Source organism: Pseudoclavibacter sp. VKM Ac-2867, from assembly GCF_015351275.1.
In the GTDB taxonomy this organism is placed as follows: domain Bacteria; phylum Actinomycetota; class Actinomycetes; order Actinomycetales; family Microbacteriaceae; genus Pseudoclavibacter.
Genome location: NZ_JADKSL010000001.1, coordinates 48,043 through 70,257, shown reverse-complemented (window position 1 = coordinate 70,257; position 22,215 = coordinate 48,043). Strand labels below are relative to the sequence as shown.

The 22,215-nt window shown below is 69.1% G+C and carries 22 protein-coding genes; 13 read left to right on the top strand and 9 right to left on the bottom strand.

The window, feature by feature from the left end; translation table 11 throughout:
• Positions 1-5 precede the first annotated feature (5 nt).
• The gene (locus tag ITJ67_RS00315) at positions 6-707 is read left to right on the top strand and encodes an energy-coupling factor ABC transporter ATP-binding protein (protein WP_194676368.1); all 702 of its coding nucleotides are present in this window, start codon (positions 6-8) and stop codon (positions 705-707) included.
• Between the two features lie 57 nt (positions 708-764).
• Positions 765-1,379: an energy-coupling factor transporter transmembrane component T family protein gene (locus tag ITJ67_RS00310; RefSeq protein WP_194676367.1), complete on the top strand. Its 615-nt coding sequence runs from the start codon at positions 765-767 to the stop codon at positions 1,377-1,379.
• A 25-nt stretch (positions 1,380-1,404) separates the two neighbouring features.
• Here ITJ67_RS00310 and ITJ67_RS00305 read toward each other — a convergent pair whose 3' ends face one another.
• Complete coding sequence (locus tag ITJ67_RS00305) at positions 1,405-1,836, bottom strand: hypothetical protein (RefSeq protein ID WP_194676366.1); 432 nt, start codon at positions 1,834-1,836, stop codon at positions 1,405-1,407.
• A 104-nt stretch (positions 1,837-1,940) separates the two neighbouring features.
• Positions 1,941-2,315, bottom strand: coding sequence for a sterol carrier family protein (locus ITJ67_RS19480; RefSeq protein ID WP_416362270.1), 375 nt, complete (start codon positions 2,313-2,315; stop codon positions 1,941-1,943).
• Between the two features lie 130 nt (positions 2,316-2,445).
• On the opposite strand from ITJ67_RS19480, the gene purD reads away from it, so the two are divergent.
• The 4 genes from purD to ITJ67_RS00280 all read left to right on the top strand — a co-directional run bounded on the left by purD (position 2,446) and on the right by ITJ67_RS00280 (position 6,730).
• Entirely contained in the window at positions 2,446-3,729 is a 1,284-nt protein-coding gene (purD, locus tag ITJ67_RS00295) for a phosphoribosylamine--glycine ligase (protein ID WP_160073880.1), read from the top strand.
• Positions 3,726-4,619, top strand: a complete 894-nt coding sequence (locus ITJ67_RS00290) for a phosphoribosylaminoimidazolesuccinocarboxamide synthase (protein WP_160073878.1) — start codon at positions 3,726-3,728, stop codon at positions 4,617-4,619. Before purD ends, ITJ67_RS00290 begins: the two co-directional genes overlap by 4 nt.
• Before the next feature lie 212 nt (positions 4,620-4,831).
• Positions 4,832-6,373, top strand: a complete 1,542-nt coding sequence (locus ITJ67_RS00285; RefSeq protein ID WP_323741337.1) for a SulP family inorganic anion transporter — start codon at positions 4,832-4,834, stop codon at positions 6,371-6,373.
• Between the two features lie 48 nt (positions 6,374-6,421).
• Positions 6,422-6,730, top strand: a complete 309-nt coding sequence (locus ITJ67_RS00280) for a DUF1905 domain-containing protein (protein WP_194676364.1) — start codon at positions 6,422-6,424, stop codon at positions 6,728-6,730.
• Positions 6,731-6,752: 22 nt separating this feature from the next.
• Here ITJ67_RS00280 and ITJ67_RS00275 read toward each other — a convergent pair whose 3' ends face one another.
• Positions 6,753-8,234, bottom strand: a complete 1,482-nt coding sequence (locus tag ITJ67_RS00275) for an MFS transporter (protein WP_228502148.1) — start codon at positions 8,232-8,234, stop codon at positions 6,753-6,755.
• Positions 8,235-8,327: 93 nt separating this feature from the next.
• Between ITJ67_RS00275 and ITJ67_RS00270 the strand changes: the two genes are divergently transcribed.
• Positions 8,328-9,041 carry a TetR/AcrR family transcriptional regulator gene (locus tag ITJ67_RS00270; RefSeq protein WP_194676362.1) on the top strand — a complete coding sequence of 238 codons (714 nt, stop codon included), beginning with the start codon at positions 8,328-8,330 and terminating at the stop codon, positions 9,039-9,041.
• A gap of 323 nt (positions 9,042-9,364) precedes the next feature.
• On the opposite strand, the gene ITJ67_RS00265 is transcribed toward ITJ67_RS00270, so the two are convergent.
• The 3 genes from ITJ67_RS00265 to ITJ67_RS00255 all read right to left on the bottom strand — a co-directional run bounded on the left by ITJ67_RS00265 (position 9,365) and on the right by ITJ67_RS00255 (position 12,986).
• Positions 9,365-10,477, bottom strand: coding sequence for a transaldolase family protein (locus ITJ67_RS00265; RefSeq protein ID WP_194676361.1), 1,113 nt, complete (start codon positions 10,475-10,477; stop codon positions 9,365-9,367).
• 248 nt (positions 10,478-10,725) lie between these two features.
• Positions 10,726-11,583, bottom strand: coding sequence for a hypothetical protein (locus ITJ67_RS00260; RefSeq protein WP_194676360.1), 858 nt, complete (start codon positions 11,581-11,583; stop codon positions 10,726-10,728).
• Positions 11,583-12,986 carry an AI-2E family transporter gene (locus ITJ67_RS00255; protein ID WP_160073866.1) on the bottom strand — a complete coding sequence of 468 codons (1,404 nt, stop codon included), beginning with the start codon at positions 12,984-12,986 and terminating at the stop codon, positions 11,583-11,585. Before ITJ67_RS00255 ends, ITJ67_RS00260 begins: the two co-directional genes overlap by 1 nt.
• A gap of 165 nt (positions 12,987-13,151) precedes the next feature.
• Here ITJ67_RS00255 and purS point away from each other — a divergent pair, with 165 nt between their 5' ends.
• From purS to ITJ67_RS00240, 3 genes are read left to right on the top strand one after another with little or no spacing between them, the layout of a single operon-like run.
• Positions 13,152-13,517, top strand: coding sequence for a phosphoribosylformylglycinamidine synthase subunit PurS (gene purS / locus ITJ67_RS00250; protein ID WP_160073864.1), 366 nt, complete (start codon positions 13,152-13,154; stop codon positions 13,515-13,517).
• The gene (gene purQ / locus ITJ67_RS00245; protein ID WP_104240145.1) at positions 13,514-14,218 is read left to right on the top strand and encodes a phosphoribosylformylglycinamidine synthase subunit PurQ; all 705 of its coding nucleotides are present in this window, start codon (positions 13,514-13,516) and stop codon (positions 14,216-14,218) included. The genes purS and purQ overlap by 4 nt, the downstream gene beginning before the upstream one ends.
• A gap of 33 nt (positions 14,219-14,251) precedes the next feature.
• A complete protein-coding gene (locus ITJ67_RS00240; RefSeq protein WP_160073862.1) occupies positions 14,252-14,758 on the top strand; it encodes a DUF3817 domain-containing protein in 507 nt (168 codons plus the stop codon).
• Positions 14,759-14,867: 109 nt separating this feature from the next.
• Here the strand turns inward: ITJ67_RS00240 and ITJ67_RS00235 are convergent, their stop codons facing one another.
• Together ITJ67_RS00235 and ITJ67_RS00230 are read right to left on the bottom strand one after the other, a co-directional pair.
• Positions 14,868-15,896 (bottom strand): ATP-dependent 6-phosphofructokinase, encoded by a 1,029-nt coding sequence (locus tag ITJ67_RS00235; protein WP_160073860.1) that lies wholly within the window; start codon positions 15,894-15,896, stop codon positions 14,868-14,870.
• A gap of 192 nt (positions 15,897-16,088) precedes the next feature.
• Complete coding sequence (locus ITJ67_RS00230; protein ID WP_160073858.1) at positions 16,089-17,609, bottom strand: MFS transporter; 1,521 nt, start codon at positions 17,607-17,609, stop codon at positions 16,089-16,091.
• Between the two features lie 54 nt (positions 17,610-17,663).
• Here ITJ67_RS00230 and ITJ67_RS00225 point away from each other — a divergent pair, with 54 nt between their 5' ends.
• The gene (locus tag ITJ67_RS00225) at positions 17,664-18,218 is read left to right on the top strand and encodes a TetR/AcrR family transcriptional regulator (protein ID WP_160073856.1); all 555 of its coding nucleotides are present in this window, start codon (positions 17,664-17,666) and stop codon (positions 18,216-18,218) included.
• A 251-nt stretch (positions 18,219-18,469) separates the two neighbouring features.
• Here the strand turns inward: ITJ67_RS00225 and ITJ67_RS00220 are convergent, their stop codons facing one another.
• Positions 18,470-19,513 (bottom strand): LacI family DNA-binding transcriptional regulator, encoded by a 1,044-nt coding sequence (locus ITJ67_RS00220; protein WP_160073854.1) that lies wholly within the window; start codon positions 19,511-19,513, stop codon positions 18,470-18,472.
• Between the two features lie 177 nt (positions 19,514-19,690).
• Here ITJ67_RS00220 and ITJ67_RS00215 point away from each other — a divergent pair, with 177 nt between their 5' ends.
• Positions 19,691-20,626: a dihydrodipicolinate synthase family protein gene (locus ITJ67_RS00215; RefSeq protein ID WP_104332182.1), complete on the top strand. Its 936-nt coding sequence runs from the start codon at positions 19,691-19,693 to the stop codon at positions 20,624-20,626.
• Positions 20,627-20,816: 190 nt separating this feature from the next.
• Positions 20,817-22,118: an Nramp family divalent metal transporter gene (locus ITJ67_RS00210; RefSeq protein ID WP_160073852.1), complete on the top strand. Its 1,302-nt coding sequence runs from the start codon at positions 20,817-20,819 to the stop codon at positions 22,116-22,118.
• The last annotated feature ends 97 nt before the right edge of the window (positions 22,119-22,215 follow it).

The following is a 22,215-nucleotide window of genomic DNA, read 5'->3' as shown; positions in this document are numbered from 1 at the left end:
CGCGCATGATCGAGCTGCGCCACGTCAGCGTGAGCTTCGGCGAAGGCGCGCAGCGTCGCTCCGTGCTCGACGGCATCTCGGTGACACTCGGCGAGCAGCGGATCGGCGTCATCGGTGCGAACGGCTCGGGGAAGTCGAGCCTCGCGCGACTGCTCAACGGGCTGCTGCTGCCCTCGAGCGGGACCGTCTCGGTCGAGGGCTTCGACACGAGGCGCGCCGGCAGGGAGGTGCGGCGACGGGTGGGGTTCTGCTTCACCGACCCCGACTCGCAGATCATCATGCCGACCGTGGGCGAGGATGTCGCCTTCGGGCTCGGTCGGCGCGGTCTGAGCAGGGCGGAGATCGCCGCACGCACGGCTGCGGCGCTCGAGCAGGTCGGTCTCGCCGACCGCGCCGACCATCCAGCGCATCTGCTCTCCGGAGGGCAGAAGCAGCTGCTCGCCCTCGCGGCCGTGCTCGTGACCGAGCCGAGCATCCTCGTGCTCGACGAGCCGACGACGCTCCTCGATCTGCGCAACTCGCGCGCGATCGCGGCGCGCATCGCCACGCTCCCCCAGCAGGTGGTCCTCGTGACGCACGATCTCGAGATCTTGGAGGGCTTCGACCGCGTGCTCGTGGTGCACGAGGGGCGCCTCCACTTCGACGGTCCGCCACGGGATGCGGTTTCCGCCTATCGCGTTGCTGTCTCCCTCGAGGGCGGCCTGTGACTCCCCTTCCCGCGACCGCGACGGCGACGGCTACGGCGACGGCGACGGCGACGGCTCGTGGCTGACCGCGGAACAGCACTGGCCGTCTACGTGCCGGGCGGCTCCGTCATCCATCGCCTGCCGGCCGGCTTGAAGCTGCTCGCGCTCACGGCCGCCGGGGCGGCCGTGCTCGCGCTCGGCTCACCGCTCTCCGCCGGCATCGCCGTCGCGGTCTCGGCGCTCGGCTTCGCGGCGGCGCGCCTTGGCCCTCGATACGCGTGGCGCGGCGTGCGCCCGACCTGGATCTTCCTGCTCGGCATCTTCGCCTTCCAGTGGTGGACCGCCGACCTGTCTCGGGCCGTCGGCGTCGTCGGCTCGATCATCGCTCTGGTGCTCGCGGCGACACTCGTGAGCCTCACGACCCGCACCACGGACATGATCGACGCCATCGTCTGGCTGCTCGGGCCGCTGCGTCGAGTGGGCGTGAACCCAGACCGCGTCGCCCTGCAGCTCGCCCTCGGTGTGCGTGCGGTGCCCCTCGTCGCCGAGCTCGCCGAGACCGCGAGGCAGGCACAGTACGCGCGGGGCCGTCGCGGCAGCCCGCGGGCTTTCGCCGTGCCGCTCGTCGTCAGGGCGCTGCGTCGTGCCGACGCCATGTCCGACGCCTTGCACGCAAGGGGCCTCGACGACTGACGATGGCCCGCCTACCGCTGGTGCGCTAGGAGCGGTTCTCGAGCTCGTCTGCGCGGATCAAGCGCGCGTCGACCGAGCGCTTCGCGGACACGCGGCCGGCGATGTACCCGGCGATGCCGCCGAGCGCGAGCGTGACGGGCACCGTGAATGCGAGGAGGAACGCGAACACCTGGATGCGGGAGAACACCTCGTTGGGCGGGAACGCGAAGGTGAGGATCGTCACCAGGACGACGCCGACGATCGCACCGAGCACGAGGAAGCTGCTCATGCGAGGGACGTGGTGCACCCTCGCCGCCGTCTCCCGAACGCCGTCGTCCACGTCCTCGTCCTGCTCCTCGAACTCGGCGAGTTCAGCGTCGTAGCCCTCGAACTCGCGTCCGGCGTCGACCTCGCGGCCTGCCATGGTGTCGGCGCCGTCTTCGGGGCGCGACTGAGTGGGTTCGTTCTCGCGGAGCATGCATCCATTGTCGCGCAGTTCGCGGGGAGCGTTCGCAGACTCCGATGGAGCGCCGGGAGCTCCAGCGAGCAGGGCTGGCAGACCGTGCAGGCGGGACGCGCTCGTCAGCGGCGCACGAGCGGCAGCCAGGGAGAGACGTCGGCGCGGGTTCCGGATGCGCGCACCCGGTTCGCCTCGAACGCCTCCTGCCAGCTCGCGCGGCCAGTTGCGAGCTCGAGCCAGGTGTCGACGTCGAGCTCGATGACGTTCGGCGGCGTGCCGCGGGTGTGGCCTGGGCCCTCCACACACTGCACGGCGCCGAACGGCGGCACCCGCACCTCGACGCTCGCGCCCGGGGCACGGTCTTCGAGAGCCTGCAGGGTGTAGCGGACGGCCATCGCGGCGTCGGCGCGGAGCGTTGGGCGACCCGCGGCGCGGGCTTCGCTCCAGGCGGTGATGGCTCCGAGCCCTGCGGCGTCGGCGATTCGGGGTTTCGGCACACCCCCATTGTGCGACAGGACAGGCGCGCAGGGTGCGAACGCGGTGCCGTCCGTGGCGGCCAGGTGTCGTCGTGCGGTCATCTGCGTTCACGCGGCGGCACGAGCCGTCGTCCCCGGTTAGGCTGGTGCGGTGAGAATTCTCGTCCTCGGATCCGGTGCCCGCGAGCACGCAATTGTTGCCGCCCTCCACAGCGAGCGCGCACACTCGATCGTCACGGCCCCGGGCAACCCCGGCATCGCCGCTGAGTCTGAGGTGATTCGGCTCGACGTGAATAACCCGTCGCTTGTCACCGACTTCGCCAAGGACGAGAACTTCGACCTCGTCGTCATCGGACCTGAGGCCCCACTCGTCGCGGGTGTCGCCGACGCCCTGCGCGAGGCCGGCATCCCCGTCTTCGGCCCGTCGAAGGCCGCCGCGACGATCGAGGGCTCGAAGACGTTCGCGAAGGACGTCATGTCCCGCTCCGGTGTCCCCACCGGTGGCGCGCGCCTCGCGGAGACGCTCGACGAGGTGGCCGCCGCCATCGACGAGTTCGGTGCGCCATACGTCGTGAAGGCCGACGGCCTCGCCTCGGGCAAGGGCGTCATGGTGACCGAGAGTCGCGAGGACGCGCTTGTCCACGCCGAGCACTGGCTCGCAGCCGGGCCCGTGCTCGTCGAGGAGTTCCTCGACGGCCAGGAGGTCTCGCAGTTCGTCTTCTCCGATGGCGTCAACGTGCGGGCGCTCCCGCCTGCCCAGGACTTCAAGCGCCTCCTCGCCGGTGACGAGGGGCCGAACACCGGCGGCATGGGCGCATACACTCCCGTCCCGTTCCTCAACGAGCGCTTCGGCGGAGAGCGCGCCTTCTCGAAGCTCGTCGTCGACCAGGTCGCGAAGCCGGTCGTCGACGAGATGCGCGCCGCCGGCACCCCGTTCGCCGGGCTCCTCTACTGCGGGCTCATCGTCACGAGCGCGGGCATCCGCGTCATCGAGTTCAACGCTCGCTTCGGCGACCCCGAGACGCAGGCCGTGCTCGAGCGTCTCGACCAGCCGCTCTCCGAGCTCCTCTACGCGTCCGCGACCGGCACCCTCGGGCACCTGCCCGAGGAGCTCGCGATCGCCGACAACGCGGCGGTCACGATCGTGCTCGCGAGCGAGGGCTACCCGGAGGACGTGCAGTCGGGCCGCACCATCGCCGGGGTTCCGGATGCACTGGCCGAGCCGAACGTGAAGGTGCTGCAGGCGGCGACCACGCAGCGCGACGACGACACCCTCGTGACGAGCGGCGGCCGCATCCTCAACGTCGTCGGAACCGGAGCGACGATCGCCGAGGCCCGCGCGTTCGCCTACCAGGGCCTGTCGCGCATCCACATCGACGGTGCCCAGTACCGCGCGGATATCGCGGAGCTCGCCGCCCGCGAGCAGCAGTCGTGACCGACGCCGCCAACGCTCCAGCCCTCGAGGGCTGGTCGCATGTGTCGTCCGGCAAGGTCCGTGAGGTGTACGAGACCGCCGACGACAACCGCGTACTGCTGGTCGTCGCGAGCGACCGCGTGAGCGCGTTCGACCACATCCTCTCCCCCGGCATCCCCGGCAAGGGCGCACGCCTGACGGCGCTGAGCCGTTGGTGGTTCGATCGCATCGACGTGCCGAACCACCTCCGCGAGCCGTCCGGGTGGGGCACCGCGTTGCCGGCCGACACCGCGGCACGCTCCATGCGTGTCGTGCGCCTCGAGATGTTCCCCGTCGAGTGCGTCGTGCGCGGCTACCTGACCGGCTCCGGACTCCTCGAGTATCGCGAGCACGGCACCGTGTGCGGCATCCAGCTGCCGCTTGGCCTCGAGGACGGCGACCGGCTGCCGACGCCGATCTTCACCCCCGCGTACAAGGCGCCCCAGGGTGAGCACGATGAGAACATCAGCTTCGAGAGGATGATCGAGCTCGTCGGCCTCGACGACGCCGTCGCGCTGCGCGATCTCTCGCTGCGCATCTTCCGAGAGGCATCGGCCATCGCCGAGGATCGCGGAGTGATTCTGGCCGACACGAAGTTCGAGTTCGGGCGCAACCCAGCCAACGGTGAGATCACGATCGGCGATGAGGTACTCACGAGCGACTCGTCCCGATACTGGGATGCGACGCTCTACGCCGATGAGAGCCTGCCGCTGAAGCAGCGCCTGTCGTCGTTCGACAAGCAGATCGTTCGCGACTGGCTCTCCGCGAATTGGGACAAGCAGGGGCAGCCGCCCGAGCTTCCCGCCGAGGTCATCGAGCGCACGCAGGCGCGCTACGCGGAGCTCTTCGACCGCCTGGGCGTCCGCGCCTAGGCCCGCCTAGGTCCGTCCGACGCCCCTGGAACGCAGCTCCGCCTTGGGCGCCTGCTCGTCTCGTCGTAGAATCGCCGTCGGCGGCGCACGCACTGCCGCCCTCCGCTGGGCTTGACGACCCGGACTCCCTCCTGGAATCCCGCACGCGCATCCGCGTGTGCCCGCACCGGCCGTTCCCTTCGCACTCCTCCCCTCGAGACTGGAACTCCGCCGTGACCTCCTCCCACGCCTCCGCGCCCGCTGCAGCTTCGGCGGCCCCGGCCTCGCTCTCCCCCGAGCAACGCCAGTCGGTGCTCCGCACCCTGCGGTCGCCGCGCCTCCTCAAAGTCGAGGTGCTCGGTGGACTGGTCGTGGCTCTCGCGCTCATCCCCGAGGCGATCGCCTTCTCGGTCATCGCGGGCGTCGATCCTCGGGTCGGCCTCTTCGCCTCCTTCACGATGGCGGTCTCCATCGCGATCCTCGGCGGCAGGCCCGCCATGATCTCCGCGGCGACGGGCGCCGTCGCCCTCGTGATCGCGCCCCTCATGGCCTCGCACGGCCTCGACTACCTCATCGCCGCAGTCCTCCTCGCGGGGGTCCTGCAGGTGCTCCTCGCAGTGCTCGGGGTGGCGAAGCTCATGCGCTACATCCCGCGCCAGGTGATGGTCGGCTTCGTCAACGCGCTCGCGATCCTCGTGTTCCTGGCGCAAGTGCCGGAGCTGCTCGGGGTGCCGTGGCTCGTGTATCCGCTCACCGCGCTCGCGCTCGTCATCGTGTTCGGCCTGCCGCGGCTGACGACCGCCGTACCGGCCCCGCTCGTCGCCATCGTCGTGCTCACGCTCATCACGGTGCTCGCGTCGGTCACCGTGCCGACCGTTGGCGACAAGGGAGAGCTGCCGAGCACGCTGCCCGGATTCTTCATCCCGGATGTGCCCCTCACCTTCGAGACACTCCAGCTGCTGTTCCCCTTCGCGCTCGCGATGGCGTTCGTCGGCCTGCTCGAGTCGCTCATGACGGCGAAGCTCGTCGACGACATCACCGACACCCGCTCCAGCAAGACGCGGGAGGCGTGGGGGCAGGGGGCCGCGAACATCATCACCGCCTTCTTCGGTGGGATGGGCGGTTGCGCGATGATCGGGCAGACGATGATCAACGTGAAGGCGTCCGGCGCTCGCACGCGCATCTCGACGTTCCTCGCCGGCGTCTTCCTCCTCCTGCTGGTCGTGCTGCTCGGCGACCTGGTGGCGCTCATCCCGATGGCCGCGCTCGTCGCCGTGATGATCTTCGTCTGCTGGGCGACGTTCGACTGGCACTCGATCCGCCCGTCGACGCTGCGCGGCATGCCCCTGAGCGAGACCGCCGTCATGCTCGTGACGGTCGTCGCGACCGTCACGACCCACAACCTCGCGATCGGCGTCGGCGCCGGCGTGCTGTGTGCGGTGCTGCTCTTCGCGCGCCGCGTCGCACACGTCGTGCAGGTGCGCCGCACGCTCTCGGAAGACAGCACCCTGGCTTCGTACGCGGTGACGGGGCAGCTGTTCTTCGCCTCGTCGAACGACCTGTACGCGCAGTTCGACTACGCCGCCGACCCGGCACGCGTGGTCATCGACCTGAGCGCGGCGCACGTCTGGGACGCGTCGACGGTCGCCGCCCTCGACGCGGTAATCGAGAAGTACGAGAAGCACGGCGCCTCCGTGGAGGTCGTCGGCCTCAACGCCGAGAGCGAGACCCGCCTGCAGCGGATGCGCGACGTGCTGCCGGGCGCCGGGCACTAGAGCCGCTCAGGGCTCGCCGCGAGCCGCCCCGTGCGCGATCATGGACGCATGGAGTTCTCGTTCTCGAATCCGCTGTGGCGCTGGGAGAAGCGGCGCGAGCTGTGGACGTTCGTGAGCCTCAGCGAGGACGCCTCCGACAAGATCGCCGCGGCCACGGAGCGCTTCACGCACGGCTTCGGCTCGGTGCGGGTCGAGGCGACCGTCGGCGGATCCACGTGGCGCACCTCGATCTTCCCGAGCGACGCCACCTACATCCTGCCCATCAAGAAGGCCGTACGGGAGGCCGAGGGACTCGAACTGGATGCGCCCGTCGTCGGCAAGGTGCGGCTCGTCGACGTGGAGGCCCCGCAGCAGTAGGGGGGCGCAGCCCGGCACACTCCTAGTGCGCGAGTACGGGAGCTGCCCCCACCTCCGCCGGTTCCTGGCTGAGGGATGCGCCCTGACCGCGGCGGCGGAACAGCAGCGCGGAGACCACGGCCCCGACCGCGAAGAAGCCTGCACCCCACCAGTAGGCGGCCGCGTAGCTCGCGATCATCGAGTCGCCGACCGCTGCGGGCCCGTGCTCGACGAGGTAGTCGGCGGCGGCGGTCGCGGCAAGCGTGTTCAGCAGGGCCGTGCCGATCGACCCGCCCACCTGCTGGCTCGTGTTGACCATGGCCGACGCGACGCCCGCGAACTGGCGGTCGACGCCGAGCGTCGCCGTCTGCATCGACGCCGGCATGATCGTGCCCATCGCGAACCCGATGAGCATGAGCGGCGGCATGACGTGCCCCGCATACGTGCTCGACGCATCCAGGAACGTGAGCCACACCATGCCGCTCGCGCCGAGCGACATGCCGATCGGGACGAGCACCTTCGGACCGAAGCGCGGCACCAGCAGGTTCGTGCCGAGCTGAGCCGCGAGCACGAGCATCCCGATCATTGGCAGGAACGCGAGACCGGTCTGGATCGGCGAGTAGCCGAGCGTGAGCTGCAGGTAGTACGTGACGAAGAGGAAGATCCCGAACATGCCAGCACCGGCGATCATGACCGACAGGTAGGCGGCACCTCGGTTGCGGTCGCGGACGATGAAGAGCGGCAGCAGCGGATGCCCGGCACGCGTCTGCCAGAGCACGAACGCCGCGAGAAGCACCACGGCGCCTGCGAGCATGCCCCACGTGAGCGGGGAGTCCCAGCCGTCGGTCTCGGCGTTCGAGAAGCCGTAGACGAGGCCGAAGAGGCCGCCGGAGACGAGGAGGGTGCCCGGGATGTCGAGCTTCGGGCGCGGGCCGGATCGCGAGATGGAGGGAACGTAGATGACCGCGCCGACCAGGGCGACCGCTGCGATGGCGACGTTGATGTAGAGATTCCAGCGCCAGTCGAACGCCTCGGTGAGCACGCCACCCAGGAGCAGGCCGACGGCTCCGCCTGCACCGGCGATCGCGCCGAACACACCGAAGGCGCGGGCGCGCTCCTTCGGGATCGTGAAGGTCGTGGTGAGCACGGCGAGGGCGGTGGGGGCGAGCAGTGCGCCGAAGACTCCCTGCAGTGCTCGTGCAGCGACGAGCAGCTCGAACGAGGGCGCGGCACCGCCCAGCGCTGAGGCGATCGCGAAGCCGATCAGGCCGATGACGAACGTGCGCTTGCGGCCCATGAGGTCGGAGAGGCGACCTCCGAGCAGCAGCAGGCTTCCGAAGGCGAGCGAGTACGCGGTGACGATCCACTGTCGCTGGCCGTCGGAGAAGTCGAGGTCGGCCTGCGCCGACGGCAGGGCGATGTTGACGACAGTCGCGTCGAGGACCACCATCAGCTGGGCGAGGCCCACGACGATCAGCGTGAGCCAGCGGCGACCGTCGGTCGCAGGGGTTGAGGTTTCGGACATGCGGCTCACCATATACGAGACTGAGCTGTTTCGGATACCTTGAGTTTCGTAATGTCGCGAGCTAGGCTGTGACCACAACGAGAGGTGGTTTCGATGACGCAGACTGACCTCGCCGACAGCTCCCCCACAGCACCGGCGACCGAGGCGACAGGAACGGCGACCGCACCCGAGGCACCGACCTCCCAGTCCCCGGCAAGCGCCGAGAAGAAGCCAAGACTCGGCCGCAAGCGCGACCACACGCGAGACACCGACATCCTTGAAGCGGCACTGGATGTGCTCGCCGAGACGGGCTACGACGGCATGACGATCGACATGGTCGCGACCCGCGCGAAAGCCGGCAAGGCGACGCTCTACCGGCGCTGGGCCTCGAAGTCAGACCTCGTGCTCGACGCCGTCGCCTGCATGAAGTCGAAGGACCTTGACCTCGCCGCCCTCCCGGACACGGGCTCCCTGCGCGGCGACCTGGTCGCGATGGTGCGCCCACCGAGCATCCGCGACGCCGAGCGCAAGCTCAACGTCATGACGGGCGTCGTCTCGATGATCGCCCGCGACCCCGAGATGGCCGCGGCAGCCCACGAGGCCATCGTCGCGCCGAGGGCAGCCGCCAACCGCGCCATCTTCGAGCGGGCGATCGAGCGCGGGGAGATCTCCGCCGAAGTCGACCTCGAGACCCTGAGCATGATCGCGCCGGCCATGGCCGCCTTCCGAACGCTCATCCTGCACCGCTCCCCCGACCGCGACTTCCTCATCGGCATCATCGACAACGTCGTGCTGCCGGCCGCCCAGCGCGGCGCACCCACGAGCTGAGCCTCCGCCCGGCGCAAGAGTCAGCCGGAAGCACCCGCCCGAGGCGAGAAGCCTGCGTCTCCCTCACTCTTGTTGCGGTTCTGGGGAGGAGAAGGGGCGGGAGAGGGCAGACGGATCCGGGGCGCTCCGAAAGCAGGGGTGCGCATGCGCGGGGCGCGCAGAAGGGGAGGCGCCTGGGCTTTCCTCGCGAGAAAACGACGGCCCCTCCCCTGCGCCGTCCCACTGATTGAGCAGCAGGCGGGATGAGCTCGGCACGCTCCGGGTTTCGCGACTCGGTGCGGCCGAACTCAGTTCAGGAAGCGGATACGGCAGACCTGCGCTCGCTACGCGGCGGGCACCAGGATGTCGCGCACAAGCGCGTCGAGCTGCGCATCCGCGTCGAGGAACTGGCGGAGCGTGTTGCGTGCCGCGCCGAAGTCCTGGAACTCCTCAGGAGTCATGCCCTCAACCTCGTAGGCCCGGCGGAACTCACTGAGGGTGTTCAGCTCCTCGAGGATCCCGGCTTCCACGGGGACGCCGATGCGATCCGCGACGGGGATGTCGTTCTCGTTGATGCGCGCCTGCCAGTCGAACGGCGGCGAGACGACGAGGTCTCCGCCCACGAGTTCCGACCACTGGAGCTGGTTGCGGAACGCCGCCGAGAGCACGCGGCTGCGGTAGCCGCGCTCCTGGAACACGGCGTGCGCTCGCTTGAGCGCCGCGACACCTGCCCACTCGAGGATGCCCGGAGTGACGAGGATGCGATTGGCGGTCGTCCACTTCTTGAGCCAGTCATCGAGGCGCCCACCCATGATGGTGACGACGTGCCCGAACTCCTGCTCGGGGAGACCGTCGGCGGCTCGGCGCTCGAGGGCACGCTCGAGGGCAGCACCGACCGCGACAGCCTGCGGCACGGTGAAGCTGAGGGTCGCGTTGATGCTGACGCCGCGGTAGGCCGCTTCCTCCATGGCCTCGATTCCCGTCTTCGTGGCGGGTATCTTCACGATGATGTTCTTCGCGAGCTTCGAGAACTCCTCGGCCTGGTCGGCGAGGGCAGCCGCGTCGCGGTGCAGGCGCGGGTCGGTCTGGATGGAGAGGCGGCCGTTGCGGCCTCCGCTGCGCTCGAACTCCGGCTCGAGGAGGAGGGCGGCGTTGATCGAGAGGTCGCGCACGGCCTGCCAGCCGATCTCCGACTCGCCCCAGGTGGGGTTCAGCGCCGCGATCTCCTTGATGCGCGGGCCCCAGACGTCAGGGCGCTTCTTGATGGCCGCGAAGGCGATGACGGGGTTGCAGGTGGCGCCGACCGCGCCGAACTCGATGGACCTCGTGAGCTCCTCGGGGTCTGCGGAGTCGTTCCAGAGTGCGGTCTTCGTGTTCTGCGCCGCCCAGGCGAGGGGTGCGAGCTTCGTGGCTGGAGTGCCGTTGTCACTGGACGGCGCTGTGTCGAGCAGGGTCATGCTGATCTCCTCATCGGTGGCGGATGGCCGGGTTCGCCGGTGCCGCGGCGGCCGCACACCCCGAGGTCCGAGGCGTCAGGCCTCGCGGGCCATCACCGACGTGGATGCTCGCCTTCGAGTCCGTGTCGGCCGATACCCACCTGCCGCATATGTCCTGACATTATCACAACAGGTTTTGGATGCGCCAGAGGCCCGCTTGTCGCAGCCGGGGAGCAGGAGCCCGCCTACGTGCAGGTGTGCAGGGGCCGCTATTCGCCACCACGGTCGGCGGCGCGCCCCTTCGGCGACGTGCTCTTCTGCGGCTTCCGCATGACCACGACTGCGACGACGGACGCGACGAGCAGGAGGGCGCTGAGCATTCCGAGCACCCAGAGCACGTCCCACAGGTAGCGGTCCCACCAGGAAGGTTCGAAGTCGACGATCGCGAGCCAGGTGTTCTGGAACGCCTCGACGGCGTTCCTTCCGCGAGCGTTGCTCTCGCCAGACACCCACAGCGACGGGGCGAGGAAGATCAGCATGAGCATGCCCGCGAAGGTCATCCGCTCGAGCCGGGCCCTGGCGAGGCTTCCCTTCGGCGCTGGCTCGGCGTTGATCGACGCCGCCCGCGCGGGATCACGCCAGGACAGGACCGGAAGTACCACGAACACGAGGCCGACAAGCGCCCCGCAGAGCACGGCGGCGAACCCGACCAGCCAGGTGAGGAAGGCGTTGAGCAGCAGCTCGGCGACCGGCGATTCCGTCTCGTTGAGCTCCGGGACGATGCCGCCAGTCAGCGTCAGCACGAGCAGGAGCAGCGAACCGAGCAGCCAGGCGGCCGTGAAGAGCACCGGCCCGACCACCATCGTTCGAACCATGAAGCGCCCGAGCAGCGGGCGGTCCGGGGTGTCAGGAAGGCTGAGGAGCTCGACGATCAGCCAGATGCCGAGGAGCGCGGGAGCCCCCATGCCCGCGTAGGCCCATGCGGAGCCGTCGTAGGGGAACTGCGTGATGTCGGCGATCGTGTACAGCGTCCAGACGCCGACGAGAACCGCCACCGCGATGCCCGCCGAGCTGAGCTCGGCGAGCATCCCCTTGCTCCGGATCCCCCGGGTGAGCTGGCTCCACATCAGGCGTCGGTGTTCGAGCCCTTGGCGTCGGTAGCGGCGCCGACAGCGGCGTCTTCTTCGCCGAGGCCCTTGCGCCACGGCAGCCGCGTGCGCATGTCGTCGGGAACCGCCTCGTCTTCCTGCAGCTTCTCGAGGGGCTCGTACCAGGCGCGGATGAGCGCCCAGCTGACGGCGGCGACCGGCACCGCGAGCAGCGTGCCGATGATGCCTCCCAGGATCGTGCCGACGGTCAGCGCGATGAGGACGACGAGCTCGTGCAGCTTGAGCGACTTGCCGAGCACGACCGGCTGGAGGAAGTTGCCCTCGAGCTGGTTGACGAGCACGACGATTCCGACGACGACGACGGCCGGGACGAGTCCGTTCGTGACGAGTGCGACGAGCGCCGCAAGGATACCCGCGAGCGTCGCTCCCACGATCGGGATGAAGGCGAGGATGAAGACGAGGACAGCGAGCGGGAAGGCCAGGGGCACCCCGACGATGGCGAGCCCGATGCCGATGAACACCGCATCCACGAGCGCGACGATAACCGTGCCGCGCACGTAGCCGCCCATGACCTCCACCGCACGGGACCCCATGAGGCGCGCGCGGCGCTGGTTGGCGCCCTTGAGCGGCTTCGTGAGGAAGCCCCAGATGAGCGGGCCGTCCTTCATGAAGAAGAAGAGGATGACGACGAAGAGCACGCCGCTCGTGATGAACGTGGTCACGCCGGAGATGCCGGCGGTGAGGCCGCTCGCGGCGGCGTTGCCGAACTGGCTCGTGAAGATGAAGTCCTGAGCCTGCCCGATCCACTCGTTGATCTGGTCTTGGTTGATCGTGAACGGCAGCGTGTTGTTAGCCCACTCGATGGCCTGGTTGAACCCCTGGACGGCCTGCTCGGAGAGCTCGGACCACTGGTTCCGCACGAGCAGCACGACCGTCGTGAGTGCGCCGCCGAGGAAGACGATGATAGCCAGCAGCACCGTGACGGTCGCCAAGGCCGGCGGCCACTTCTTGGACGTGAGGAACTTGATGATGGGCCACGCGGCGGCGGACACGATGAGCGCCAGCAACACCGGGATGACGACGATCGTGACCTGCAGCCCCGCGAAGATCAGCAGTGTCGCGGCCGCAACGATGACCAGCCCCTGCAGCGCGCGGGTGGCGACTCGGCCGAGCTGGTCGGTCCACATGACGCCGACGCTCGTCGGGCGGCGCCCGCGACCCTCGCCGTCGTCGGGCGCGTACGCCTGCACGGCGCTGCCGCCGACCATGACCTCGTCTCGGGCGGGGGCCTCGAGGTGCTCGACCGACCCGGCGGACTGCGCCGCCAGCTGGGCGGCCACGGAAGATGCGGAGGGGGCCGGCAGCGCAGGGCGAGCCGCTGGCTTGTCGCGGCCGAAGAGGCGCTTGAGCTTGTCGCTCATGGATGCTCCCAGAAGGTCGGTGAGGCGACCGGCGGAGGTGCCCGCCGTCGCGAAGATGTGACAAGGCTATGCGTGTGCACCGACATTGTGGACGAGCCTCGCGCATCCGCGCCTGACGGTAAGCTGGGGGCGTCTCTTTCCTCCATCGAATCGGAGCCGCTCCCGATGCCCAAGATCGTCGTCATCGTCATGCCGAAGCAGGAACTTCTCGACCCGCAGGGCAAGGCCGTCGCGGGCGCACTCTCGCGCCTCGGCAAGGACCACCTGCACGACGTGCGCGTCGGCAAGCGCTTCGAGATCACCACCGACCGCGAGGTCACGGCCGAGCTCATGGAGGAGATCTCGCAGGTCGCCGATGAGCTCCTCGCCAACGGAGTCATCGAGGACGTCATCTCCATCGACGTGCTTCCCGACGGCACCGAGACGCCGGAAGACGCCGACGAGCTCGACGACGCCGCCGCGGTCGAGACCGAGGACTCCCTCGCATCGGTCATCGCCGCCGAGGTGCAGTCGAAAGGCTCGGCTTCATGAGCCCCCGCATCGGCGTCATCACCTTCCCCGGCTCGCTCGACGACCGCGACGCCCAGCGCGCCGTTCGCCTTGCAGGCGGCGAGGCCGTCGCGCTCTGGCACGGTGAGCACGACCTGCACGGCGTCGACGCCATCATCCTCCCGGGCGGGTTCAGCTACGGCGACTACCTCCGCGCCGGCGCGATCGCGAGCCACTCGCCGATCATGGCCGAGGTCATCACGGCCGCCAACGCGGGCCTGCCCGTGCTCGGCATCTGCAACGGCTTCCAGATGCTCACCGAGGCGCACCTCCTGCCAGGCGGGCTCATCCGCAACGACCATGGCAAGTTCGTCTGCCGTGATCAGGTGCTGCGCGTCGAGAACAACGACACCGTCTGGACCAACGCGTACGAGAAGAGCGCGGAGATCACGATCCCGCTGAAGAACGGCGAGGGCGGCTTCATCGCCGACGACGAGACCCTCGCGCGCATCGAGGGCGAGGGCCAGGTCGCGTTCCGCTACGTCGACGTCAACCCGAACGGCTCCCGCAACGACATCGCCGGTCTCACGAACGAGCGCGGAAACGTCGTCGGCCTCATGCCGCACCCCGAGCACGCGGTCGAGCTCGGCTTCGGTCCGGACACGGCAACCCACATGGCCTCGGGCCTCGATGGGCTCCCGATCTTCCGCAGCGCCGTCGAGGCGCTGCTCGCGCGCGTCTAGACCTTGTCGCAGACGGAGAGCGCAGCGCAGCCGATGACGCAGACCCAGGTGCCCTCGCACGAGACCACCGCCGACGACCGGCGACTCACCCCGCGGGTCCTCCTGCGCGCCGTGTCGATCGGCGAGGCCATCACGTGGGCCCTGCTGCTCACGGGCATGTTCCTGAAGTACGTGACGCAGACCACCGACGTCCTCGTGTCGGTCGGCGGCTCACTGCACGGCGCCATGTTCATGGTCTACCTCGTCGTCACGGCGTTCGTCGGCATCAACCAGCGCTGGCCGTGGTGGATGTTCGGGCTCGGCTGGTTCGCCGCCATCCCGCCGTTCGCGACGCTCCTCTACGACTGGTGGGCAGAGCGGCGCGGTGCGCTCGAGGGCGGCTGGCGCGAGGCCCCGTCGAAGGGCTTCTCGCTGCAGCGCATCGTGCGCTGGTTCGTCGACCGCCCCATCACCATGAGCGCGGCCGTCATCGTCCTGGCCGTGGTCATCCTCACGGGCTCCCTCAGCGGCGCCCTCGTCGGCCCGACCGGCGCCCACTAGGCCCACTCGACCGTCGGAAGCAGACGGCTCCCAACACCCAAACGACACGAAGAGGGCGGATGCACGCGCATCCGCCCTCTTCGCTCGTCTCGGCCCGGGGGCCTCTGGCCTAGCGGCCGAAGAAGATCTTCGCCTGGTCCCAGCGGTCCTGCGGCACGGTCTTGAGGCCGTCGAGCGCCTCCTCGAAGGCAACCGTCTGCATCTCGGTTCCGCGCAGGGCGACCATGTTGCCCCACTGCTTCGCGTTGACCATGTCGACGGCGTACTGGCCGAAGCGGGTCGCGAGCACGCGGTCGAACCCGGTCGGAGCCCCGCCGCGCTGGATGTGGCCGAGCGTCGTGTTGCGGGTCTCGATGCCCGTCAGCTTCTCGAGCTCAGCGGTCACGTAGTCGCCGACGCCGCCAAGCAGCGGACGCCCGGAGACCTCGGTGCCCTGCGACAGCACGTCGTCCATACCCTCGGGGATGAAGCCCTCGGCGACGACGACAAGCGGGGAACGCCCACGCTGGTGGACCTCGGAGACCCACTCGGCGACCTGCGTCATGGGCACCTTCTGCTCCGGGATGAGCACGGCGTGAGCGCCAGCGGCCATTCCCGAGTGCAGGGCGATCCATCCGACGTTGCGACCCATGACCTCGGCGACCATGACGCGGTGGTGCGACTCGCCAGTCGTGCGGAGGCGGTCCATGGCGTCGGTCGCGATCTGCACGGCCGTGTCGAAGCCGAACGTGTAGTCGGTGGCCTGGAGGTCGTTGTCGATCGTCTTCGGCACGCCGACGACGGGGATGCCGGCGTCAGCGAGGCGCTTGGCTCCCGCGAGGGTGCCCTCTCCGCCGATCGCGATGAGCGCATCCACCGAGTGACGCTCGAGCATCACGGCGATGTTCTCGGGGCCGCCGTTCGGCCCGTCGAAGGGGTTGGTGCGGGACGTGCCAAGGATCGTGCCACCCTGCTTCGCGAGGCCGCGGACCTTGGTGCGAGGGAGATCCATGATGTCGCCCTCGGTGACACCACGCCAGCCGTCGCGGAAGCCCACGAACTCGTTGTCGTAGGTCTTGATGCCGTGGAGCACGCTGCCGCGAATGACAGCGTTGAGTCCGGGGCAGTCGCCGCCGCTGGTCAGCAGTCCGATCTTCATGCGTTCGCTCTCCTCTGGGTGTGGCAAATCTCGCAAACAGCCATCACGGTCGAGTAGCCCACCCCACGGAAACGAGTTCAGTGCAGAAGCGGATTCCTGCGTTGGAAGACGGCTCGACAGCGACAGTACCGGGTCCGGGTGGCTTGCGCGATTTCGGAGACCGGACGAGGACGCCGCAGCGCGCGCCGTCGGCTAGGCCGTGGCCTTGCCGACCATGCGCAGCGCGAGGATGATCGCGCCCACCATGAGCACGGCCCCGACGGCCGACGTGACGGTGCTGCCGGCGTCGAACGCGTGGAACGCCGAGTCGAGGAGTGTCTGCGCCTGCGCGGTCATGCCGCCGGCCTCGAGCTCGTTCGAGACGTTCACGGCACCGGCGAGGGTCTCGCGGGCGGCATGCGCCTGCTCGGCCGTCGCCCCCTCCGGGACGACCATCCCGGAGCGGTAGCTCGCCGTGAGCACGCCGCCGAGGACGCTCGTGCCGAGCACCGCGCCCACCTCGTAGGCCGTCTCCGAGACGGCGGACGCCGCCCCCGCCTTGGCGGGCGGGACACTCGCGATGATGACGTCGTTGGAGAGCGTCTCGGCGATCGCGATGCCAGCCGCGAGGAGCGTGAATGCCGCGACGAGCATCCACAACGGGGCTGAGCCGCCCGTGATCGCCAGCGAGAGGTAGGCGAGGAACGCGAGTCCCAGGCCGAACGCCATGGCGATGTGCACCTTCACGCGGCGCACGACGCGCACGATGAGGAGCCCGGCGACGATCATCGTGACGGTTCCGGGGAGCAGCATGAGGCCAGCCTGCAGGGGCGTGAGGCCGAGGATGAGCTGCAGGTGCTGCGACAGGAAGAAGAGGAGCCCGACCAGCGCGACGACGCTCACGAGGTTCACGAGCACGGAGCCCGTGAACGCGGGCACCGCGAAGAGGCGCATGTCGAGGATCGGGTTCTCCTGCTTCAGCAGGCGACGCACGAACAGCCATCCGGAGAGGACGCCGATGAGGAGCGCACCGACCGAGATGAGGTCGATGCCGTCGGTCGCCGTGTGCTTGATCGCGAAGACGATGGGCGCGAGGGCCGCCATGGAGAGCAGGATCGCGGGAACGTCGATGGGGCCCGGGTTCGGGTCGCGCGACTCGGTGACGAGCAGCGGCGCGAAGATCAGAAGCGGCAGGAGGAACGGGACGGCGATGAGGAAGACGGAGCCCCAGTGGAAGTGCTCGAGGAGCACGCCGCCGACGATCGGGCCGATGGCCGTGCCCGCAGAGAAGCCCGTCGCCCAGACGGCGATGGCGAGGCGGCGCTGGGCGCGGTCGTGGAACATGCCGCGCAGCAGCGAAAGCGTGCAGGGCATGATCATGGCGCCGAAGAAGCCGAGGAGGAGTCGCGAGATGAGCAGCATCTCGGCGGAGACGGAGAAGGCTGCGAGCACGGAGACGAGCGCGAAGCCCGTCGAGCCGATGAGGAGCAGCTTGCGGCGGCCGATGCGGTCGCCGAAGGAGCCCATCGTGACGAGCAGACCCGCGAGGACAAGCGGGTAGATGTCGATGATCCAGAGCTGCATCGCGGCGCTCGGCTGGAGGTCGAGGGCGATGTACGGGAGGGCGAAGCTCAGGACCGTGTTGTCGATCGACACGAGGAGGACGGGGAGCATCAGCACCGCGAGGCCGAGCCATTCCTTCCGGCCCGCGCGCTGTTCGATCAGTGTGGTCATGAAAGAGGACTATACCGACCAGACGGTACAGTTGGCAACTGTAGGATGGCGGCCATGAGTTCAGCTAGAGACCGGATCCTGGACGCCTACGAGGAGTCGCTGACCACCGTGGGTGTCGCCGCGACCACGCTCGACGCAGTCGCCCGCATCGCCGGCGTCTCCAAGGGCGGGCTCATCTACCACTTCCCCTCCAAGGAGGCACTGGCGGACGCCCTCATCGAGCGCTTCACCGGCATGGCCCGCGCGAGCGCAGAACAGCTCCAGGGCGACGCGGCGTCGACCGTCCGGCACTTCATCGAGATGAGCAGCTCCGTCGGCGACGAGCTTGACACTGCCTGGCTCGCCGCGATGAACCTGTCCCGCAACGGCAACCAGAGCGCGACGCGCGCCATCCTCGAGCTCGAACGCTCCTGGCACGACGCGATCCTCGAATCGACCGGCAGCCCCCTCGTCGCCCACATGACCAAGCTCCTCGGCGACGGCCTCTACCACTCGAGCTCGTTTGTCACCGAGTCACGCGAGAGCCTGCCGGAGGCCGCGAAGCTCCTGCCGAGCGACGAGGAACGCGAGGAGATCATCCGCACCCTCCTCGACCTGCTCGACGACTAGCCTCCTCCCGCCCGACCAGCTTCCGGGACGAAACGCGTCAGGCGGATCCCTCGGGCGAGGCTGACGTGCATCCATCACGGAAGTTGGTCACGCGGGTCACGAGCGGACAGCGGGCCATCTGAGTGCAGGGGGTGACCAGCATTCGTGCAATATCGGGCCAACGCGGGCATCACGCGCCAGATCTACTGCATATTGCACTCATGTTGGTCAGGACTGCCGCGAGCGCACCGCGTCCCGCCAGCCGCCGCGACTCAGCGCTGCGGGGGCGGGCAGCTGGATGCGCGCGGAATGAGCGTCGGCATCGCGCGCCGGATGACGGACCCGATCCCGGGCGTCAGCAGCAGCTCGAGCGCCGTCGTGGCGATCTGGTCGAACGATGTGCGCACGGAGGTCAGCGGAACAGGCAGCGCCTCGGCGAGGGGGACGTCGTTGTAGCCGACGAGCGCGAGGTCGGTGCCGATCTGCAGGCCGTGGCGGTGCGAGGCCGCCATGACCCCGAGCGCGAGGTTGTCATTGGCGGCGAAGATCGCGGTCGGGGGCGTCTCGGTCGCGGCGAGGATGCGCTCGGCCGCGGCCGCACCGTGCTCGATGCGGAAGCCGTCGCCCGCGATGCGATGCGGCGGGATCTCGATGCCGGCCTCGCGCGCCGCCCGCAGGGCGCCGGCCAGGCGGTCACGCGCACTCGAGGTGAAGTCGGGACCCGTCACGAGCGCGATGTCGCGGTGGCCGAGGTCGACGAGGTGGCGCACGGCGAGGTAGCCGCCTACCTCGTCGTCACCCAGCGATGAGGGGCTGACGCCGTCGGTGCGCAGCACGAGGGCGAGCGGAATGCCCGACTCCTGCAATGACTGGGGAAAGCTGTCGACGCGGCGTGACGAGGCGATGATGAGCGCGTCCACGTTGCGGTCGAGCAGCACCTGGGCCGCGCGCTGCTCACCCTCGGCGTCGTCCCCCGTGGTGGCGACGACGGCGACGTAGCCCCTGGCGGCAGCGGCACGCTCGATGGCCTCGTACATGAGCGCCATGACGGTGTCGCTGAGGCGCGGTACGAGCACGCCGATCGTGCTCGTCGAGCCGCGGCGGAGCTGGGATGCGAAGACGTTGCGCCGGTAGCCGAGCTCGTTCGCGACCTCACGGACACGCACTGCGGTCGCCGACTGGGACTGCGCGGTGCGCTCGTCCAGGATGCGGCTCACGGTGGAGATGCTGACGCCGGCCTCGGCTGCGACTTCCTTGAGGGTCACGACTCGTCGCTCGCCCGCTCCGGGGGCAACGGCACTGTCGTTTCGCCTCATGCGGAGGAGTGTATCCCGCCCCTCGACGCCCGTCCGGCAGGAATCTCCAGACTCCACCCTTGACATCGGGAACGTTTGCATGAAGACTTGCAATCGTTCCTGCAAACGTTTGCATTATCTCGAAAGAGCAGCGGCGAGCAGGACCCACCACCTCAACGATGAGCAAAGGAAGACAAGATGTCGATCGACCTCCGCGGCCTCTCCCCCGCCCCCGTCACCCCCTTCACCGAGGATGGAGCCGTCGACTACGACGCCATCCAGCGCCTCGGCTCCTGGCTCGGCTCCGTCGACGGCGTCAAGAGCCTCGTCGTCCTCGGCCACGCCGGCGAAGGCACCTTCCTCACCCAGTCCGAGCAGGCGAAGGTCATCACCGCCTTCCGCGAATCGGTCGACTCGCGCATCCCGATCGTCGCCGGCATCACCCAGGAGGGCAACGCCGTCGCCGCCGAGGAAGCGAAGCGGGCAGTGGATGCGGGTGCATCCGCCGGCCTCGTCTACCCGTCCCACGGGTGGCTGCGCTTCGGCTACCAGGACGGCGCCCCGCAGACGCGCTACCGCGACATCTACGAGGAGAGCGGACTGCCGCTGATCCTCTTCCAGTACCCCGACAACACCAAGGCCAGCTACAACCTCGACACCCAGCTCGAGATCGCCGGGCAGGAGGGCGTGTTCGCGACGAAGAACGGCGTGCGCAACATGCGCCGGTGGTACACGGAGATCCCGGCGCTGCGCGCCGCGTACCCGGAGCTGCAGATCCTCTCCTGCCACGACGAGTACCTGCTCCCGACCATGTTCGACGTCGACGGCCTGCTCGTCGGCTACGGCAACATCGCCCCTGAGGCGCTCGTCGAGCTCATCGAGGCGGGGAAGGCACACGACTACGACAGGGCGCACGAGATCCACGAGCGCCTCCTGCCCGTCACGAAGAACGTCTACCACCGCGGCTCCCACATGGAGGGAACCGTCGCGCTGAAGTGGGGCCTCGTGCACCGCGGCATCCTCGACCACGCCACGGTCCGCACCCCGCTGCTGCCCCTCGCCGACGGCGCGGACCGCGAGATCGCCGAGGCGTTCGCCATCGCCGGGCTCGACCGCGTGACGGTCGCCTCCTAGCAGGGAGGGGCAGCGACAACAGGGTCGCTGCCCCTACGCTTGGCGTCGACTGCTGCAAGCTCGACGACACACGCCGCCCAGACGCGGCACCGGAAGCACCGGTTCCCGAACCCGTGCGACCCCCAAGTCAATGACGACTTCGCGGCCGGATGCACCCCATCCATCGGCCGCACTCCACGAAGGAGACCCCATGGGCGACACCCGCCTCCACTCGACGCCAGGCACCGGCCACGCGCGAGTCTCGACCGAAGCAGTCCGCACCATCGTCGAATCCCGCCGAACTCGGCGGCGCTTCTGGCAGCAGCTGGCCCTCATCGGCCCCGCCTTCGTCGCGGGCGCCTGGCAGTTCGGCCCAGGCAACCTCACCACGGCAGTGCAGGCCGGAAGCTCCTACCAGTACACGCTCATCTGGGTCATCGCCGTCTCGACGGTGCTCATGATCTTCCTCACCGACATGAGCGTGCGACTCGGCATCAAGTCGCCGGTCTCCCTCATCGCCTCCATCAAGGACCACCTCGGGAAGCCCCTCGGAGTTGTCGCGGGCGTCGGTGTCTTCCTCATCACGCTGTGCTTCTCGGTCGGCAACGCCGTGGGCTCCGGGCTCGGCCTCTCCATGCTGGTCGACGGCTCGTCGCCCGTCATGTGGACCCTCATCTGCACCCTCGGCGTCGCGGCGGTGCTGTTCATCCGCAGCATCTACAACGTCATCGAGAAGGTGCTCATCGCCATCGTCGCGCTCATGGCGATCTGCTTCGTCGTGAGCGCATTCGTCGTGAACCCCGACTGGTCTGCGGCTGGGCGCGGGCTCATCCCCACGGCGCCAGAAGGCTCATGGCTGCTCATCGTGGCGCTCGTCGGCACGAACTTCTCCATCAACGCCGCCTTCTACACCTCCTACGGCACGAAGGAACGCGGCCGGAAGGAAGAGGACTACCGCGATGTGACGATCGTCGACACCATTCCGGGCATCATCGCCCCTGGCGTCATGACGGGGCTCGTCATCATCGTCGCGGCCGGCGCCCTGGGGAAGACGTCCGAGACGGCGACCTCCATCACCAGCCTGGCTGCCATCTTCGAGCCGCTTGCCGGCCCCATCGGCGGCTTCATCTTCGCGCTCGGCTTCGCGGGGGCGGCCTTCTCCTCCATGATCCCGAATGCGATCGCCGGAGGCACGATGCTCTCGGATGCGTTCGGTCGCGGAGCATCCGCCAACACCCTCACGGCACGACTCACGAGCGGCTTCATCCTCGCCTTCGGGCTCGGCGTCACGCTCATCTTCCAGACCTCGCCGGTCGAGCTCATCGTGCTCGCCCAGGCCCTCACGATCCTGGTCGCTCCTATCCTGGCCGCGCTCATCATCATCATGGCGAACCGCCGCTCGCTCATGGGCGAGATGCGCAACAGGTGGTGGCAGAACGCGTTCGGCATCATCGGCCTCGCCGCCGTGCTCGCCCTCTCGGTTCGGCTCCTCCTGAGCTTCCTCGCGGGGTAGGCGTTCCGGCGGCCGTCGGCCAGGGTCCGTGCGCGGCAGCATGCCGCGCGAGGACCCTGGCCGATTTGCGTGACCAGACCGATCGGCGCTCGCCGGG